We start from the raw sequence: 17,410 nt of genomic DNA, 5'->3' as shown, positions 1-17,410 counted from the left end.
GGCGTGGGCCCGAGGGCCCGGACGGTGTGGGCGAAGTCGCGCGGCTGGGCGCTACGCGTTGAGGACGTCCGCGAGGTCATACCGTGCGGGCTCGGCGAGTTGCGCGTAGGTGCAGTCGGCGGCGTCCTTGTCGGGCCGCCAGCGCCGGAACCGCGTCGTGTGCCGGAACCGGTCGCCCTGCGTGTGGTCGTACGCTACCTCGCACACCAGCTCCGGCCGCAGCGGGACCCAGTCGAGCGTGCGCCCGCCCGTCCAGCGGCTCACCGCCCCCGGTAGGCGGTCCGTCTCGTGCGCCTCGGCCTCGGCCCAGCGTGCCCAGGGGTGCTCCGCGAGGTCCTCGATGCGGTAGGCCGCGAGTTCGTCGACGAGTTCGGCGCGGCGGGCCATCGTGAAGGACGAGCTGACGCCGACGTTCTGCAGGCGCCCGCTGTCGTCGTACAGGCCCAGCAGCAGCGATCCGACGATCGGTCCGGACTTGTGCTCGCGGAAGCCCGCCACCACGCAGTCGGCGGTGCGCTCGTGCTTGACCTTGACCATCGCCCGCTCGTCGGGCCGGTAGCGGCCGGCGGGGTCCTTGGCCACGATGCCGTCGAGCCCGGCACCCTCGAACCGCTCGAACCAGCCCGCGGCCACCTCGGGATCGGTGGTCGCGGGTGCGAGGTGGACCGGCGCCGGCGTGTCGGCGAGCGCCCGCTCCAGGGCCGCGCGGCGTTCGGTCAACGGCCGTTCCATGTAGGACTCGTCGCCGAGCGCGAGCAGGTCGAACGCGACGAACGAGGCCGGGGTCGTCGCGGCCAGGTGCCGTACGCGCGACTCCGCCGGGTGGATGCGGTCCTGCAAACGGTCGAAGTCGAGGTGGTCGCCGGTCGCGATGACCAGTTCGCCGTCCACCACGCAGCGCTCCGGCAGCAGCCGCAGCGCGGCGTCCACGACGTCGGGGAAGTAGCGGTCGAGCGGCTTGGTGTTGCGGCTGCCGATCAGCACCTCGTCGCCGTCCCGGAAGACGATCGCGCGGAAGCCGTCCCATTTCGCCTCGTAGTGCATGCCGGGCGGGATCCGGGCGGCGGCCTTGGCGAGCATCGGCTTGACCGGGGGCATCACGGGAAGACGCATGGCCCCAGTTTGCAACTACAAACCCCCATAAACCCCGATCAACACCAACAATCATTAATTGCCATCAAATACGGCACTCGTCACATAGTCCTGGTTACCCTGAGGCATGAGCGCTGCCGAGCAACTGGAGATCGACGGCAGGTCCGTCCGCCTGAGCAACGCCGACAAGGTGTACTTCCCGGAGCGGGGCTTCACCAAGGGCGACGTCGTCCGGTACGTCATGGCCGTCGGCCCGGGGATGCTCCGGGCCCTCGCCGACCGGCCGACCACGCTGGAGCGCTACCCGGACGGCGTGCACGGCGAGTCCTTCTACCAGAAGCGCGTTCCGAAGTACCTGCCGGACTGGATCCCGACCGCGCGCATCCGGTTCCCGAGCGGGCGTACCGCGGACGAGATGTGCCCGGACAGCGTCGCCGCGCTCGTCTGGGCCGCCAACCTCGGCTGCCTCACCTTCCACCCCTGGCCGGTGCGCCGCCACGACACCGAGCACCCCGACGAACTGCGCATCGACCTCGACCCGCAGCCCGGCACCGATTTCGCGGACGCCGTACGCGCCGCCCACGAGATGCGGGACGTCCTGGCGGACCACGGCCTCACCGCCTGGCCCAAGACCTCCGGAGGCCGCGGCCTGCACCTGTTCGTCCCGATCCGCCCCGAGTGGACCTTCGTCGAGGTACGCCGCGCCGTCATCGCCCTCGGCCGCGAACTCGAGACCCGCATGCCCGACCACGTGACGATGTCGTGGTGGAAGGAAGAACGCGGCCAGAAGGTCTTCGTCGACTACAACCAGATGGCCCGCGACCGCACCATTGCAAGCGCCTACTCGGTCCGTGCCAACCCCAGGGCCACCGTCTCCGCCCCGCTCACCTGGGACGAACTCGACGACGTCCACCCCGACGACTTCGACATCGCCACCATGCCCGAGCGTTTCACCCGCCTGGGCGACCTCCACGCCGACATGCCGAACAACCCCTGCGACCTGGGCCCGGCCCTCGCCCTGGCCGACCGCCACACCCAGGACGACGAACTCGGCGACCTGCCCTATCCCCCGGACCACCCCAAAATGCCCGGCGAACCCCCCAGAGTCCAACCCAGCCGAGCCCGCCACCCCGAGACCTCCTGACCCCCCGCTTCCAGGTGCCGGAGGGCGGCTGCGGTGACAGCGGATCTTGGGGGACGGGCGGGGGGTGTGCGTGACAGGATTGGGGGGTGTTGGGATATGGGCGGTTTGAGACTCCGTTCGTCGGGCGCGGGGCGGAGATCGCCCGGCTGGACGAGGCGCTCGGGCATGCCCGGGCGGGCGACCCGCAGGCGGTGCTGGTCGCCGGCGAGGCCGGGGTGGGGAAGACCCGGCTGCTGACCGAGGCGACCGGGCTCGCGGCCGAGGCCGGGATGACCGTGCTCGTGGGGCACTGTGTCGACCTCGGCGAGGTGGGCCTGCCCTACTTCCCGTTCACCGAGATGCTGCGGACCGTGGAGGCCGACAGCGTTCTGACCGGGACGCTCGACGGGCATCCCCCCGTTCAGCGTCTGCTCTCTCCCGGCGCGCAGGACCAGGACTCCGGGCGCGAGACGGGTGTGCGGCTGCGGCTGCTCGACGACGTCGCCGCGCTCGTCGCCGATCTGGCGGAACAGGCACCGGTGTTGCTCGTGGTCGAGGACCTGCACTGGGCGGACCAGTCGACGCGGGACCTGCTGCGCTTCCTGCTGACCCGGCTCGCCCCCCAGCGTTCCGGCGGCACGGCGAGCCAGCGGGTGGCGCTGCTCGCCTCGTACCGGTCCGACGACCTGCACCGCAGGCATCCGCTGCGGCCGCTGCTCGCCGAGTTGGTGCGGCTGCCTTCGGTGACGCGCCTCGACCTCGGGCCGATGGACGACGACGCGGTGGCCCGGCTCGTACGGTCCTTCGACGCCGAGCCGGTGCCCGAGGAGACCGTGCGGCGCATCGTCGAACGGGCGGAGGGCAACGCCTTCTACGCCGAAGAGCTCCGTGCCGCGGCGGCCGAGGACAGCATGGGCGGCGTGCCGCCGGGCCTGGCCGAGGTGTTGCTCACACGCATCGAGCAACTGTCGCCCACCGCGCAGCGCGTGCTGCGCACCGCCGCCGTGGGCGGGCGGCGCGTCGAGCACCGCCTGCTGAGCGACGCCGTCGAACTTCCGGAGGAGGACTTGGAGTCCGCACTCCGGGAAGCCGTCGGACGGCACCTGCTCGTGTCGGACGCGGACGGCACGTTCGCGTTCCGGCACGCGCTCACGCGCGAAGCGGCGTACCGCGATCTGCTGCCCGGCGAACGGGTGCGCATCCACGGCCTGTACGCCCGCCTCCTGGCCGCCGACGACCGCCGCGCCGGGAGCGCGGCCGAGCGCGCGCACCACCACCGCGAGAGCCACGACCTGCCCGGCGCGCTCACCGCGTCGCTGGAGGCCGCCGACCACGCGGCGCGGGTCGGTGCGCCCGCCGAGGAGATGCGCCACGTCGAGTCGGCCCTCGACCTGTGGGACGCCGTGCCCGACGCCGTCGACCTCACCGGCACGGACGACGTCGCGCTCATGCTGCGCGCGTCGGCGGCGGCCGTACGCATGGGCGAGGCACACCGCGCCGTCACCCTCGCCCGCGCCGCCCTCGGCAAGGTCGCCTCGCACGCCGACACCAACCTCGCGGCGAAGGTCCGCTACACGCTCGCGTCGAACCTGATGAGCGTCGACAACCTCCAGGCGGCGTACGAGTTCAGCAGCCAGGCGCTTGCCCTGATCCCGGCCGACCCGCCGTCGCTGACCTGGCTGTGGGCCGCCGCCACCCACGTGCAAGCGGCCTACTACGTCAGCGAGTTGGACATCGCCCAGGAGCTCGGCGACCGCGTCGTCGCGGCGGCGACGGAACTCGGCGCGGACGACGTGCGCGCCGACGTTCTCATCAGCACGACCGGGATGAGCAAGGACAACCGGCAGACCGAGGCCGGCCGCGAACGCCTGCGCTCGGCGCACGACCTGGCGCGCAAGGCCGGCAACGCGGCGATCGAGCTGCGGGCGGTGTTCAACCTGGCCATGGGCTCCTACGAGGCGGGTCGCCTCGACGAGGCCCTCCGCTGGCTCGACGAAGGCCACGAACGCGCCCGTCGGACCGCGCAGTTGACGTCGCCGTACCCGCTGGAGATGCGCTACCTGCGCGCGCTCACTCTCTACACCGTCGGCCGCTGGGACGACGCGCTGACCGCCGCAGGAAAGGCCCCCTCGGCGTTCGGCCACGTCGACGGCGCGGGGCTGTACGTCCCGCTGGGCCGCGGCGAGCCCGGCGTCGCGGAGCGCGCCGAAGCGCTCTTCACCCGCAGGCCGTTCAACTGGATGGCCTCACTCGTCGGCGGCGCGGTCATGACCGAGGAGGCCGCGCTGCGGGGCGACGCCCGCGCGGCGGCCGACTGGGCCCGGCGTACGCTCGCCGCGCTGGAGGAGGACGGCCTCCCCTACCCCGACGTCGGGATCCGGCTCTCCGCGCTGGCGTTGGGCGCGATCGGCGACGAGTCGGCCGCGCTGCGTCGGACCGGCGACGCCGAGGCGGCCGCCGAATGGGCGGCGAAGGCCGACGAGTTCATCGAGCTGGCCCGGACCACCGAACGGCACCCCAAGCGCAACAACAGCACGGGCCCTGAGGGTACGGCGTGGTTGCTGCGGGCGGAGGCCGAACATGTCCGGATCGCGGGCGAGCCCGGCGTGGAGGCGTGGCGCAAGGCGGTCGCGGCGTTCGCCTACGGCAACGTGTACGAGCACGCCCGCACCCAACTGCGCCTGGCCCAGGCTCTCGTGGCCGCCGACGAGCGCGACGAGGCGGCGTCGGTCGCGCGGGCGGTCCGCGAGACGGCCGACCGCCTCAAGGCCGCTCCGTTGCGCGAGGCGGTGGACGCGCTGCTGCGCCGCGCCCGACTCGGCCCCACGGACTCCCGCGAACCGTCGGGCGACGCCACCGCGTTGACCGGGCGCGAGCGCGAGGTCCTGGAGTTGCTCGCCCTCGGGCGGACGAACCGCCAGATCGGCGAGGAGCTGTTCATCAGCGCCAAGACCGCGAGCGTGCACGTGTCCAACATCCTGGCGAAGGTGGGCGCGGCCTCGCGGACCGAGGCGGTGGCCATGGCGTACCGGAAGGGCCTCATCGCGGACGCCGGGCGCGGCGGCTCCTGATCCGCCGCGCTCGGCGCGCGCTGTCTGCCCGGCGACCGGTGCCTGCGCCCGTGCCGGGCACCGGCTTCCCGGTGCCCGTGCCCGCGGCGCGTGACGCCAAGTCCCGTCCCGTGCTCAGCCGTTCGGGAGGATCACGGCGCGGCCGTTGACCTTGCCGTCGTGCAGGCGCTCGTACGCCTTGGGCGCCTCGTCGAGCGTGTACGTCTCCACGTGCACGTCGACCGCTCCCGCGCGGGCGAGGTTCAGCACCTCGATCAACTCGCCCCGGCTGCCCCAGTACGGGGACGTCACGGCGACGTCGTACGGGATCGCCCCGAACCCGACCGGCACGGTGCCGCCGCCGAGGCCAACGATGGTGACATCGCCCTCGACCGCCACGCACGCGGCGGCCGTTGCCGTGGTGGGCGGCGCGCCGACGAAGTCGAAGACGGCCTCCGCCCCGAGACCGCCGGTGAGCTCGCGGACCTTGTCGGCCGCGGCGGCGTCGGACAGCACGGTTTCGTGGGCGCCGACCTGCTTGGCGAGCGCGAGCTTGTCGTCGTTGACGTCGAGGGCGACGACGCGCGCGGGGGTCATGGCGCGCAGCAACTGGATGGCCACGTGCCCGAGTCCGCCGGTGCCGATGACAACGGCGGTGCTGCCCGCGACGAGCTTGGGCACCGAGCGCTTGATGGCGTGGTACGGCGTGAGCCCCGCGTCGGTGAGCGGCACGGTCGTGACCGGGTCGAGCCCGTCGATCGGTACGAGGTGGCGGGCGTTGTCGACGAGCATGTACTCGGCGATCGCGCCGTCCGCACCGAGACCAGGCGGCCGGATGCCGAGCTCGTCGGCGCGCAGGCAGTAATTCTCCTTGCCCTGGGCGCACTTGGCGCACGTACCGCAGCCCCACGGGCCGTAGACGGCGACCGCGTCGCCGACGGAGAGGCCGGTGACCCCCGAGCCGAGCGCGGCAACCGTGCCGGCTCCCTCATGGCCCAGCGTGAACGGCAGTGGAAAGGACAGCGCTTCGGCGGGCATCGACATGACGGCGATGTCGGAGTGGCAGACGCCGGCCGCGGTCACGCGCAACAGCACCTGCCCCGGGCCGGGTTCGGGATCCGGGACGCTCACCAACTCGGGCGCTCCGCCGATCTTCCGGTACTGCAATGCCTTCATGTGCCTGCCTCCTTGGTGCGGCCTGGTGGTGGACCTTCCGGATCCGCGTGTGACGCGGCACCCGCGGCATCCGGGGCATCCGCGGTTTGCGCGAACGCCCCGCCTCCCGCGGCTTCCCCGCGGGCGTCGACGACGGCCGCGAGTGCGTCGAAGTACGCACCCACCAGCCGGGCCGGCGATTCCGGTACGCCGTGCCGCGCCCAGGCGCGCAGCACGGCCATGAGGGTTCCCGCGCCCGCGCCGACGGCGACCGCCGGGCGCGGGTCGTGGGCGGGGTCGACGCCCATGCGGGCGGCGATGATGCGTACCGACTCCTCTTCGGCGTCGGCGCGGATGCGCTGGTACGCCGCGATCAGCGCGGGCTCCCGGTCGATGCGCCGGAACAGTTCGAGCCGTCCGCGCAGCAGCGCGTGGCGGTCGCCGCCGAACTCCGCGGTGAGCCAGTCGACGACGGCGCGGCGGTACGCGGTTATCGGCCCCTCGCCCGGCGGACGCAGCCGCAGGGCGTCGTTGATGCGGTGCACGTCGTCGGCGACGACGGCCAGCACCGCGTCCTCCTTGCCGGTGAAGTGCCGGCTGAAGGTACGGCGCGTGACTCCGGTGCGCTCCGCTATGGCCTCGACGGACACCCCGGCGAGGCCGCGTTCCAGCAGCAGGTCGAACGCGGCGGCGCCCATGGCCTCGCGCGTACGGCGGGAGCGCTCCTTGCGGCGGTCCCGGTCCTGCTCGGTCGATGCGTTGTCCGCTGCGTCGGCCGACGCGGCAGTCCACCGGGCGGCCGGCGCCGCCGACTCCGCCGACTCCGCCGGCGCCGCCGAGGCCCGCGTATTGGCCCCTCCGGGGGCGGACGCGGAAATCTCGGCGGAAGCAACCATGGATCAACCATAACCCCGAAACTGTCCCAATGGGACATAACTCCTCCGGGGTGACGCCCGCGTGCCGGTCCGGCCGTCCCGCGGGCCGTCAGTAGGTCAGCCCGTGCCCGAACCGGAACACCGGCTCGGCGGTGTCGAACGGCACGTCCGGCCGGCTCTCGCGGACCGCCCGCATCGACGACGGCATGTCGAACGGCAGCTTCGCCGTCGGGGTGTGCCGCCCGAAGACCACGTCGAGCACGGCACCGTCCTCGGCGCCGAAGTCCGCGAGGAGCGCCGCACACGCGCCGGCCAGCTCCGTCGCGACGGCGGGCCGGTCCAGTTGCAGCACGACGACCGTGGGCACCGCGGCCGCGATCGCCAGGAGCCGGTCCCGCTCGGCGTCCGGGAATTCGAGCGAGCCCTGCCGGAACATCGACTCCATGAACCCGTCGCGCGGCTCGAACGGCGCGTTCACCCGCAGGACGGCCACGTCCGCCTGCGCCGGGTCGGCGACGATCTCGCCCGCGTAGCCGGCGGCCACGTCGGGGTCGATGCGCTCGACGTACACGCGCAGGCCGTCGGCGAGCGGCAGGGCCGGGGTCTCGCCGCGGTTGGTGAGCAGGACGGTCGAGCGGCGCTGCGCGTCCAGGCCCCGGGCCCGGTGCTCGGCGTGTCCGACCACGGCTTCGGCGGCGTCGGGGTCGACGTACCGGCGCTCGTCGAACAGTCCGAGCCGGAACTTCTCGCGCAGCACGCGCCGCACCGACCGGTCGACGCGGTCGGCCGTGAGGCGACCGGATTCCAGCAGGTCGACGACCACGGGCGCGCAGCTCTCGCCGCCGAACTGGTCGACGCCCGCCTCCAGCGCCTTCACCACCCGGTCCGGGACGTCCAGTTCCTCGACGCCCCAGCCGCGTGCCTCGATGTCCACCGGTCCGAGGCTCTTGGCCGTCAGCACGTTCCAGTCGGCGCAGACGATCCCGTCGAAGCCGTAGCGGCCGCGCAGCAGGTCGCGGATCACGTCCGCGTTGAAGCAGAACCCGACCTCCTCGTACTCCGTGCCGACCGGCAGCCCGTAGTACGGCATGATCTGCGAGCCGCCGACCGCGAACGCCGCCTCGAACGGGATCAGGTGGTGCTCGAACATGCCGCCCGGGTAGACCTGTTCCCGCCCGTACGAGAAGTGCGGGTCCTCGCCGTCCAACTGCGGTCCGCCGCCCGGGAAATGCTTCGTCATCGCGGCCACCGAGTCGGGCCCGAGGGTCTCCCCCTGAAGGCCCTTGACGTACGCCGCGACCAACCGCGCCGCCAGGTGCGCGTCCTCCCCGAACGTGCCGGAGATGCGCGCCCAGCGCGGCTCGGTGGCCAGGTCGGCCATCGGGTGCAGGGCCACGCGCAGCCCCACGGCGAGGTATTCGCGGCGCACGATGTCGGCCTGCTCGCGCACGAGTTCGGCGTCCCCGGCGGCGGCCATGCCGATGAACTCGGGCCACCGTGAGAAGTCCCCCGCGAACACGCTCGCCAGCGGGTTGTCGGTGAACGCGTGGCGCGGGTCCGACGACAACGTCACCGGGATGCCCAACCGGGTATCCGCCGCCCGCTCCTGGAGCCGGTTGTGCCACTGAGCGGTGGTCCTGGGGTCGGCGAGCTTGTGCACGTTGAAGTGTGACAGGCCCAACTCGCCCACGAGCCGTTCGGTGGCGTCGCTCAGCGTGCCGTCGGGCCCCTGCACGATCGGCGGGTGGAACAGCAGACCCGCCTTCTCCTGCGGCGTCATGCGCGCGATGAGGTCGTCGACACGCGCCTCCACCGGCACGCCCGGGTCCTGGTACGGCAACAGCGCCACCGCTCGCTCCTCACGCCGCGGCGCCCGTCATCCGCAGCCCTCAGGCCTGAGCCCGCAAGCCTGAGCCCGCAAGCCTGAGTCCTCGACCCTTCGGCCCGGCGGCGACCCACGCCCGTTCCTTGATGGTGTCAATGGGACCTTAGGCCATCATGATCACGACGGGAACGGTGACGATCGTCATGCGGCATGAGACCGGGGATACGGCATGGGCCCCGGGCGCACGTGCCCGCTCATCGGCCCCGGGGACCCGCCCGGCCCGCCGCCCGGCGCCTCACACCTCACCAGTCGACGTCGAACGCGTTCAACAGCGCTGCCGTGGACGGGACTTCCACGCCCTGTTCGGTCCAGATCGTCTTGCCCGACCTGCGGTAGCGGCTCCCCCACCGCGTGGTCAGCTGGGCGACCAGGAACAGGCCGCGCCCACCCTCGTCGGTGGCGACCGCGCGGCGCAGGCGCGGCTGCGTGTTGCTGGGGTCGGACACCTCGCAGACCAGGATCTCGTCGCGGACCAGCCGCAGGCCGACCGGCGCTCCGGCGTACCTGATGGCGTTGGTGACCAGCTCGCTTACCACCAGCTCGGTGGTGAAAGCCAGTTCCTCCAGACCCCATTCGCGCAGTTGACGGGAGGTCAGCTCGCGCGCCCGCGACACCACCGAGGGGTCGGCAGGCAGCTCCCACTCCGCGACCGCGGCGGCGGGGATGGCTCGGGTCCGGGCGAGCAGCAGCGCGATGTCGTCGTCCCGGGCCGGGGTCAGCCGCGCGACGACCTCCGGTCCGATCGCCTCCAGCGGCCGGTCGCGGTTCTCCGCGAGCACGTCGCACAGCAGGTCCATGTTGTCCCCGACGTCGACGCCGCGACGCTCCACCAGGCCGTCGGTGAAGAACGCCAGGACCGAGCCCTCCGGCAGGTCGATGTCGACCGCCTCGAACGGCATTCCGCCGACCCCCAGCGGCGGGCCGGGCGGCACGTCCACGAGTTCGGGGTCCTTGCCCGGCCGGAGCACGACGGGCGGAGGGTGGCCGGCACTGGCGATAGAGCAGCGCCGGGCCACCGGGTCGTAGACGGCGTAGAGGAACGTCGCGCCCTGGGCGGCCAGTTCGGAGGTCGGGTCGTCCGGGTCGTGCTCCGGCCAATAGCTCAGCACCAAGTCGTCGAGGTGGCTGAGCAGTTCGTCCGGCTCCAGGTCGAGGTCGGCGAGCGTCTGGACGGCGGTGCGCAGCCGCCCCATCGCGGCCGTCGCCCCCAGTCCGTGGCCCACCACGTCGCCGACCACGAATCCGGTGCGCAGCGACGACAGGGCCAGTACGTCGAACCAGTCGCCGCCGACCCCCGCTTCGCCTTCCGACGGGAGGTACGTGCCGGCCGTCTCGGCGGCGGCCGTCCGCGTGACCGGGCGCGGCAGCAGGCTCCGCTGCAGGGCGACCGCGGTGCGGTGCTCGCGGGTGTAGCGCCGGGCGTTGTCGACGCCGATCGCGGCACGGGAGGCGATCTCGGCGAGAAGGTCGGCGTCCTCGTCGTCGAAGTTGCGTTCGGTCCCGGTACGCCACAATGTGACGGCTCCCAGCACCAGCCCGCGGGCGAACAGCGGGATGGCGAGCATCGAGTGCGCGCCCTCGGGGATGATGCTGCGCAGCCCGGGCCCGTCGAGGCCGAGCGCCTCGGCCAGCACCGCCATGTCGGACACCGCCACGGCCGCGCCCTCGGCCACCGGCCGCAGCAGATTGCTGTCCGCGAACTCGGGCAGGAGGTCGCCGATTCCCGCCACTTCGCTGGGCCATTCGGCCTCCCCCGACGGCGCCACCGCGACCCGCCGCAGTTTGGGCGCGGTGGTGTCGATGACGCCGGGCTCGTCGCCGTGCAGCACGGGCTCCGCCAGGTCCACGGACGCCAGGTCGGCGAGGTCGGGGACGAGCACCTCGACCAGGCTGCGGGTGGTCTGGACGAGGTCGAGGCTGGCCCCGATACTCGCGGCCGCCTGATGCGCCAATCGGGTGTAGCGCTGGGTGCGCTCCTGAGCCGCCTCCCATTCCGCGGCGCGCTCGCGCGGCAGCAGCAGGACGAGCCACCCGTGTTCGTCGGCGTTCCCGGCGAGCGGCTGGGCGGCGTACCGGAAGTCGAGCGAGGCGCCGGTTCCGGAGGCGGCCCGGAACCTGGCGGAGCCGGCGCGGGTGGCCCCGGTGCCCGCCGCCAGCGCGGCACGCAGCCCGTCGGCGAAGTCCAGGCCCGCGAGCAGACGTCGCGCGGCAGGAGTCGACCACGCGACCGTCCCGTCCGCGCCGAGCACTACCGCGGCAGCCTCGACACCGTCGACCAGAAACGGCACCTCTCCGGTACCGGTCCCGCCGGGTGATCCCATCCTCGCTCGCCTTTGCCGTCGCGTTGCCGGAGCTTCAGTGAATCCCGGTGACCCGGGTGTTTCCACCCGAATGACCCGCTGAAGGACTCGTGCCGGTGGCACCACAGGCTACGTGCCCGATCCGGCGGCGAACGATGCGCGCGGAGCGGACGACTCCTCCTTGCGAGGTGTCCGGCGCGGTCCTTGCGAGGTGTCGGGAACGGGCTCGGGACAGGGGCCGGGCGAGGGTTCGCACCGGGGGCTGCGGAACCCGCGTCGAGGAGCGGCCGGCGTACGCGGCGTCAGGCCGTCCGGGTGACGGGCGCGGCGTCGCGGCGGTAGCGCGTCATGGGGCCGAGCAGGCCCGGGACGGTCTCGTAGGGGACAAGACCCAGACGCGTGACGATCGCGGCCGACGCGGTGTTCGCCTCGTCGACCTCGGCGAGCACGAAGGGCAGGCCGAGGGGACCGAGGGCGTGCCCGACCACCGCCCCCGCGGCCTCGGTCGCGTAGCCCTTGCCCCACACTTCGGGGGCGACGCTGTAGTACACCTCGAGCCCGAGGTCGTCGAGGGGTCGCAGGCCCGCCGTGCCGATCAGCGGCCCTCCGTCGGTGGTGCGCGCGATCCAGAGTCCGGCCCCCGCGGCGGCGAAGTCCCGTGTGCTGTCCTCGATCAGGACGTCGGTCTCCCGCGCCGTGGGCGGTACGCCGTCGAACAGGAAGCGGCAGACGTCGGGTTCGCTCCAGTGCCGGCGCAACTCGTCGCGGTCCGCGGTGCCGACGGCCCGCAACCGCAGGCGCTCGGTGCGCAGATCGTGATCGTGTGGCATGCCGCAGACCCTACGCCGGTTCCGGGCCCGCGCACGTGACCGGAAGGCCGAAGCGGGCGCGTACGCCCGGCGAGTAGAGCACGCTCACCGGCGGGTCCAGGGGCGCGGGCAGTCCGGCCGCGGTGATCAAGTCGTCGTCCAAGTGCAGGAGTTCCGCCTCGTGCAGCGGCCAGTGGCGGTGTGTGTTGGGCAGGTAGAGCGTGCGGCCGTGCCAGGCGACGTGCAGGCCCCAGCGGGCGGTGAGGAAGTCGGTGAGCGGGTCCGGGTCCGCGATGCGGTCGTGGACGCGGATGTGCACACTGCCCCCGGCGCCGCGCGGGCGCGGTGCGCGGCGCCGCGTCGTGTAGCGGAACTCGGGCGTCGTGCGCGTGCCGAGGCGGCAGACGTCCATACGCGCCCACATGTACGGGAGCCCGAACACCCCTCGCGCGACCAGGACGGGCACCAGGCGTGCGGCCTCCAGCGAGCGGAACACCACGCCCCGGCGGCCGGCCTCGTCGACCGAGTAGAGGCGTACGTTCGTCTCCGCGAAGCTGCCCAGGTACGGGATGCCCGGCCCCCAGCCGATGCCCACGCGGTCCATGCGGAACGGCACGAGGCCGACGTACGTGCGCCCTTCGAACGTGTCGGGCACGGTTCCGCGCGGCAGCAGGGGCGCCACGGCTGCGGGGTCGACCGGCCAGTGCAAGAAGGTCAGGTCCAGCCAGCTCTGGCTGAGCACGACCGGGCGCACCGGCCGCGGCGCGGACCGCGTCACCGGTTCGGGTTCCGGTCCCGGTTTCGCCCCCGGTTCCGGTTCCGGTCGCAGGCCACCCGGTTCGGTCGTCATGACTCCAGTTTGCCGGGGCGGATCAAGTCCCGTGGCCGCGCATCGGCACCAGGTCGCCACCCCACCCGTCGAGCACCGCCCCATCCCCGTCGGTCCTGGCCCCCGACTCCAGTTCGGCGAGCGCGTTGCCGTCGCGGGCGTTCTTCGCGGCGCGGTACAGGCTGTCGAGAAGGGCATCCAGTGCTTCCGCTGCCGTCCGGCGGGATTCCTCCGGGGTCGCCGTCCCCTTCTCCGTCACGAGGCCCTGGATCTGGCGGTCCGGGGTGTCTGCAGGACTCGCGCGTGCGCAAAGGCGTACCGGTTCCATTCGGTTCCGGAGCCGGGCAGGGCGTGCGCGCGTGCGGAAATCGGCGACGGTCATCGCCCACGCGTCCATGCGGTCGTCGCGCCGCGTGTGTGCGGCAATATCGCCGGCCCGGCGGCGGACACGGGAAAGCCCCGCACGCCTTGACGCACGGGGCTTTGCACGAGGTATATTGGGTGATTCTGCATACCGTTGATTCGCCGGTTACGTCACGGTCGAATTCGCGAATGCGGAATGATTAATGTAGTCATCGTAGCCGTCCGGGAGTCGAATTGTCAAACGCGGAATTGCGACACGAACAGGAATTCATCGACGTCCTGTACGCGCGCCTCGCGGACCTGCGTGCCGAGGCCGAGGCCGCGGTGACGCGCGAACTCGGGCGCGAAGACGACGGCACCCGGCAGGCGCGCGTGGAGCGCGACATCGCGGTCTTCGAGCAGTCGGCCCTGGTCGCCGCGCTGACCGCCGGCGAGAACGGCCTGTGCTTCGGACGCCTGGTGTTCCGCGACGGCGCGGACCACCACATCGGGCGCATCGGCATCCGCCGCGACGACGCCGAGCACTCCCCGCTGGTGATCGACTGGCGGGCCGAGGTCGCCCGGCCGTTCTACCTCGCGACCGGGCACACGCCGATGGGTCTGCGCCGCAGACGGCACATCACCACGTCCGGCAAGCGGGTGACCGCGCTGCACGACGAGATCCTCGACCTCGCGGACGACACCCGCACCGGCTTCGAGGGGTCGGACGCCGACGCCGTCCTGCTCGCCTCCCTGGACGCGGCGCGCACCGGGCGCATGCACGACATCGTGCAGACCATCCAGGCCGAGCAGGACCGCATCATCCGCGCGCCGCACCGCGGCGTCCTGGTCGTCGAGGGCGGCCCCGGCACCGGCAAGACCGTCGTCGCGCTGCACCGCGCCGCGTTCCTGCTGTACGCCAACCGCGAGCACCTGACCCGCCGCGTCGTCCTCGTCGTCGGCCCGAACCCGGCGTTCCTCGGCTACATCGAGGACGTCCTGCCGTCGCTCGGCGAGACCGGCGTGCTGTTCGCCACGCCCGGCGAGCTGTTCCCCGGGGTCACCGCGACCGCGATCGACACGCCGGCGGCGGCCGAGGTCAAGGGGCGGGCCGCGATGGCGGAGGTGCTCGGCCGCTTCGTCGCCGACCAACAGCGGGTGCCGGAGACGCCGTTGGTCATCGGGCACGACGACGGGGACCTCTTCCTCGACGCGGCGATCGCGGAGGCCGCCCGCCGCAAGGCGCGGGCCACCCTGCTGCCGCACAACCTCGCGCGCCCGGCCTTCGCGTCGCGCGTGATCGACGGGCTCACCGAGCAGTTGGTGGACCGGCTGGGCGCGGACCCGTACGGCGGACCGAACTTCCTGGGTTCGGAGGAGGTCGCGCAGTTGGCCATGTCGGTCGCCGAGAGCCCGGCCGTGCAGCTGGCCGTCGACGAGCTGTGGCCGCGCCTGACCCCGCAGGGGCTCGTCGCGGACTACCTCGCGGACCCGGTGTACCTGACCGACGAGGACGCGGCGGCGATCCGGCGCCCGGCCGCGTACGACCCCGTCTTCGGGACGCCGGCGACCGCCGAGACGACCGTCGAATGGACGGTCGCCGACGTGCCGTTGCTCGACGAGGCCGCCGAACTCCTGGGCAAGGACGACTCCCTGGCCCGGGCGGCGGCGGAGGCCGAGCGCCGGCGGCAGATCGCGTACGCGCAGGGCGTGCTCGACCTGTCGTACGGCTCGCGCACCCAGGAGTTCGAGGACCGCGAGGACGAGGACTCCGAAGTGCTGAGCGCGCACGACCTCGTGGACGCCGAACGACTCGCGGCCCGCCAGGAGGAACTGGACTTCCGCACCTCCGCCGAGCGGGCGGCGGCGGACCGCACCTGGGCGTACGGCCACATCGTGGTCGACGAGGCGCAGGAACTGTCGGCGATGGCCTGGCGGTTGCTCATGCGGCGCAGTCCGACCCGGTCGATGACGCTGGTCGGCGACCCCGCGCAGACCTCGGAGCCGGGCGGCTGCGGGTCGTGGGACCGCATCCTGATGCCGTACGTCGAAGGGCGTTGGGAGCGGGTCCGGCTGGGCGTGAACTACCGTACGCCGACCGAGATCATGGAGGTCGCGGCCGACGTCATGCGGGCGGGCGACCGGGCGTTCGAGCCGCCGGAGTCGGTGCGTTCGACGGGTGTGAAGCCGTGGTCGCGGCACGCCGCCGACGTGCCCGCGGCGGTGGCGCAGGCGGTCGCCCGGGAAGGCGTGGGCGCCGACGGCGGAGGCGCCGCGGGGCGCGTCGCGGTGATCTCCCCGCCGGAGTTCCTTGACGCGGTGGCCGCGGCGGTCCCGCACGCCGAGCGCGGCGTCGAGCCGGATCTGACGCGCCCGCTGGTGCTGCTGGACCCGCGGCAGGCCAAGGGCCTGGAGTTCGACTCGGTGATCGTCGTGGAGCCGGCCGCGTTCGCCCTGGCCGACCTGTACGTGGCGCTGACCCGTGCGACGCAGCGGCTCGGGGTCGTGCACGCCGGCGAACTCCCGGCCGGACTCACCGGACTCGCCCCGGCAAGCTGACCGGACGCCCGTGGGCGGGATTGCCCCGCCCACGGGTCCCGGCGCAGGTCGGCCGCGCATGGGCCGCACTTGCACTGCACATGGGCCGCACGTCCGGCACACGCCGGTGGCATCGGCCGCGGAGACACCCGGTAGCGTCGCGGCATGACCGACGAGTTCGCGTACGCTCCGGGCCAGATCGTCACCGTGTTCCGCTCGCGCCTCCGTCCGGACGCCGCGCCCGACTTCCAGGTCGTCGCCGCCGAAATGCTGGAGACGGCCCGGGCGATGCCGGGATTCGTCGACTACAAGGTCTACGTCGCCGAGGACGGCGAGCGCGTGTCCGTCATCGTCTTCGAGACCGCGGAGCAACAGCGCGCCTGGCGCGAGCATCCCCGCCACCGCGCCGCGCAACAGGCGGGTAAGGAACGGTTCTACAGCGACTACAGCATGCAGATCTCGGTCTGCGCGGCCGCGTGGCGCTTCCCGGACGCCTGAGCCGCGGCGCACGGCGGCGCTACTCCGTGATCCGCTCCTCAAGGCGTACGGTCACCCTGTCGCCGACCTCTTTGCCGATCACCTTCCGGACGTCCGCCTTGACGGGCAGCATGTGCGTGCCGTCGCCGCGTGCCATGAACGAGCCGCGGAAGGGCTTCCCGTCAATCGTGCCGCGCACCTTGACCAGGCCGCGTGTGCCGAAGAACTCGACCGATTCGGGCCAGACGACGTACGTCCAGCCTCCCGGGCTCGGGCTCTTCACCAGGTCGGCGCTGAACTTCTTGTCGATCCTGTGGTCCGGGGTCATGGCGGCCTCCAAAGTTTCCGTGTCCGGTCCCCATTTGACTTCGCGGACCGCCGAAACTCATCGGTCGGCGAGCTGCCCGGACTCGGATTCCGGCCGGACGGCCGCGGGGAACGCGTACTTCTCCATCAGCGCCCGGCGCTCCGGCGGTACGGCGGTCGGACCGGATGAGGTCATGTGGACCAGCACGGATTCGCACAGGCCGACGCATTCGGCGTCGTGGAAGAGTCCGAGGCCGTACTCGAAGGACGACCGGCCGAAGCGCGTGATGCCCACGCCGACGCGGTACGTGGCGGGGAACGGGGCCTCGCGCAGGTAGCGCGTACGCGTCTCCAGGACCACGAACCGGAATTCGCGCACCTGCGAGAAGAGCCCCTCGCCGAACATGCGCATGTTGAGGTTGGCCCGGCCGTCCTCGTAGAACGAGGCGATGGCGACGTTGTTGACGTGCCGCTGGATGTCCATGTCGCCGAACCGGGCCGGGACCTCGCGGACGAACGGATAGCTGTCCAGGCGCAGACGCGCCGGGTCGGGGACTTCGCGTACCTGTGCCACCGGGCAAGCATGCCGTACGTGTGCCGCGCACCCGTCAGGCGGGGACCAAGGGCCT

Annotated in this window: 14 protein-coding genes; 4 read left to right on the top strand and 10 right to left on the bottom strand. The window is 72.8% G+C overall.

Features of this window, described 5'->3' with window-relative positions; genetic code table 11:
* Nucleotides 1-51: 51 nt before the first annotated feature.
* Nucleotides 52-1,113 (bottom strand): ATP-dependent DNA ligase, encoded by a 1,062-nt coding sequence (locus ACWD12_RS21545; RefSeq protein WP_450100863.1) that lies wholly within the window; start codon nt 1,111-1,113, stop codon nt 52-54.
* A gap of 106 nt (nt 1,114-1,219) precedes the next feature.
* Between ACWD12_RS21545 and ligD the strand changes: the two genes are divergently transcribed.
* Nucleotides 1,220-2,236, top strand: coding sequence for a non-homologous end-joining DNA ligase (gene ligD, locus ACWD12_RS21540; protein WP_358358578.1), 1,017 nt, complete (start codon nt 1,220-1,222; stop codon nt 2,234-2,236).
* A gap of 89 nt (nt 2,237-2,325) precedes the next feature.
* Nucleotides 2,326-5,286, top strand: a complete 2,961-nt coding sequence (locus ACWD12_RS21535) for a helix-turn-helix transcriptional regulator (RefSeq protein ID WP_450100936.1) — start codon at nt 2,326-2,328, stop codon at nt 5,284-5,286.
* Between the two features lie 114 nt (nt 5,287-5,400).
* Here ACWD12_RS21535 and ACWD12_RS21530 read toward each other — a convergent pair whose 3' ends face one another.
* The 7 genes from ACWD12_RS21530 to ACWD12_RS21500 all read right to left on the bottom strand — a co-directional run bounded on the left by ACWD12_RS21530 (nt 5,401) and on the right by ACWD12_RS21500 (nt 13,377).
* Nucleotides 5,401-6,441 (bottom strand): NAD(P)-dependent alcohol dehydrogenase, encoded by a 1,041-nt coding sequence (locus ACWD12_RS21530; protein WP_450100862.1) that lies wholly within the window; start codon nt 6,439-6,441, stop codon nt 5,401-5,403.
* Complete coding sequence (locus ACWD12_RS21525; RefSeq protein ID WP_450100861.1) at nt 6,438-7,316, bottom strand: TetR/AcrR family transcriptional regulator; 879 nt, start codon at nt 7,314-7,316, stop codon at nt 6,438-6,440. Before ACWD12_RS21525 ends, ACWD12_RS21530 begins: the two co-directional genes overlap by 4 nt.
* A gap of 88 nt (nt 7,317-7,404) precedes the next feature.
* On the bottom strand, nt 7,405-9,144 hold the full coding sequence (locus ACWD12_RS21520) for a glycoside hydrolase family 3 protein (RefSeq protein ID WP_450100860.1): 1,740 nt from the start codon (nt 9,142-9,144) through the stop codon (nt 7,405-7,407).
* A gap of 278 nt (nt 9,145-9,422) precedes the next feature.
* Nucleotides 9,423-11,501: an ATP-binding SpoIIE family protein phosphatase gene (locus ACWD12_RS21515; RefSeq protein WP_450100859.1), complete on the bottom strand. Its 2,079-nt coding sequence runs from the start codon at nt 11,499-11,501 to the stop codon at nt 9,423-9,425.
* 281 nt (nt 11,502-11,782) lie between these two features.
* Nucleotides 11,783-12,310, bottom strand: coding sequence for a GNAT family N-acetyltransferase (locus tag ACWD12_RS21510; RefSeq protein ID WP_450100858.1), 528 nt, complete (start codon nt 12,308-12,310; stop codon nt 11,783-11,785).
* 10 nt (nt 12,311-12,320) lie between these two features.
* Nucleotides 12,321-13,139: a YqjF family protein gene (locus ACWD12_RS21505; protein ID WP_450100857.1), complete on the bottom strand. Its 819-nt coding sequence runs from the start codon at nt 13,137-13,139 to the stop codon at nt 12,321-12,323.
* Between the two features lie 22 nt (nt 13,140-13,161).
* Nucleotides 13,162-13,377 carry a hypothetical protein gene (locus tag ACWD12_RS21500; protein ID WP_450100856.1) on the bottom strand — a complete coding sequence of 72 codons (216 nt, stop codon included), beginning with the start codon at nt 13,375-13,377 and terminating at the stop codon, nt 13,162-13,164.
* Nucleotides 13,378-13,730: 353 nt separating this feature from the next.
* Here ACWD12_RS21500 and ACWD12_RS21495 point away from each other — a divergent pair, with 353 nt between their 5' ends.
* Nucleotides 13,731-16,019, top strand: coding sequence for a HelD family protein (locus ACWD12_RS21495; protein WP_450100855.1), 2,289 nt, complete (start codon nt 13,731-13,733; stop codon nt 16,017-16,019).
* Between the two features lie 144 nt (nt 16,020-16,163).
* Complete coding sequence (locus ACWD12_RS21490; protein ID WP_450100854.1) at nt 16,164-16,496, top strand: antibiotic biosynthesis monooxygenase family protein; 333 nt, start codon at nt 16,164-16,166, stop codon at nt 16,494-16,496.
* A gap of 19 nt (nt 16,497-16,515) precedes the next feature.
* On the opposite strand, the gene ACWD12_RS21485 is transcribed toward ACWD12_RS21490, so the two are convergent.
* Complete coding sequence (locus ACWD12_RS21485) at nt 16,516-16,803, bottom strand: DUF1905 domain-containing protein (RefSeq protein ID WP_358358604.1); 288 nt, start codon at nt 16,801-16,803, stop codon at nt 16,516-16,518.
* A 57-nt stretch (nt 16,804-16,860) separates the two neighbouring features.
* On the bottom strand, nt 16,861-17,355 hold the full coding sequence (locus ACWD12_RS21480; RefSeq protein WP_450100853.1) for an acyl-CoA thioesterase: 495 nt from the start codon (nt 17,353-17,355) through the stop codon (nt 16,861-16,863).
* Nucleotides 17,356-17,410 lie beyond the last annotated feature (55 nt).

It is taken from the genome of Streptodolium elevatio, assembly GCF_053592165.1.
Note: the sequence above shows the minus strand (reverse complement) of the source record. Positions and strands in the feature narration are given on the sequence as shown.

Excerpts from the sequence above, each read along its gene's own strand:
- ACWD12_RS21490 (WP_450100854.1), top strand. The coding sequence starts at position 16,164 with ATGACCGACGAGTTCGCGTACGCTCCGGGCCAGATCGTCACCGTGTTC.
- ACWD12_RS21525 (WP_450100861.1), bottom strand. The coding sequence starts at position 7,316 with ATGGTTGCTTCCGCCGAGATTTCCGCGTCCGCCCCCGGAGGGGCCAAT.
- ACWD12_RS21505 (WP_450100857.1), bottom strand. The coding sequence starts at position 13,139 with ATGACGACCGAACCGGGTGGCCTGCGACCGGAACCGGAACCGGGGGCG.
- ACWD12_RS21515 (WP_450100859.1), bottom strand. The coding sequence starts at position 11,501 with ATGGGATCACCCGGCGGGACCGGTACCGGAGAGGTGCCGTTTCTGGTC.
- ACWD12_RS21485 (WP_358358604.1), bottom strand. The coding sequence starts at position 16,803 with ATGACCCCGGACCACAGGATCGACAAGAAGTTCAGCGCCGACCTGGTG.
- ligD (WP_358358578.1), top strand. The coding sequence starts at position 1,220 with ATGAGCGCTGCCGAGCAACTGGAGATCGACGGCAGGTCCGTCCGCCTG.
- ACWD12_RS21530 (WP_450100862.1), bottom strand. The coding sequence starts at position 6,441 with ATGAAGGCATTGCAGTACCGGAAGATCGGCGGAGCGCCCGAGTTGGTG.
- ACWD12_RS21545 (WP_450100863.1), bottom strand. The coding sequence starts at position 1,113 with ATGCGTCTTCCCGTGATGCCCCCGGTCAAGCCGATGCTCGCCAAGGCC.
- ACWD12_RS21510 (WP_450100858.1), bottom strand. The coding sequence starts at position 12,310 with ATGCCACACGATCACGATCTGCGCACCGAGCGCCTGCGGTTGCGGGCC.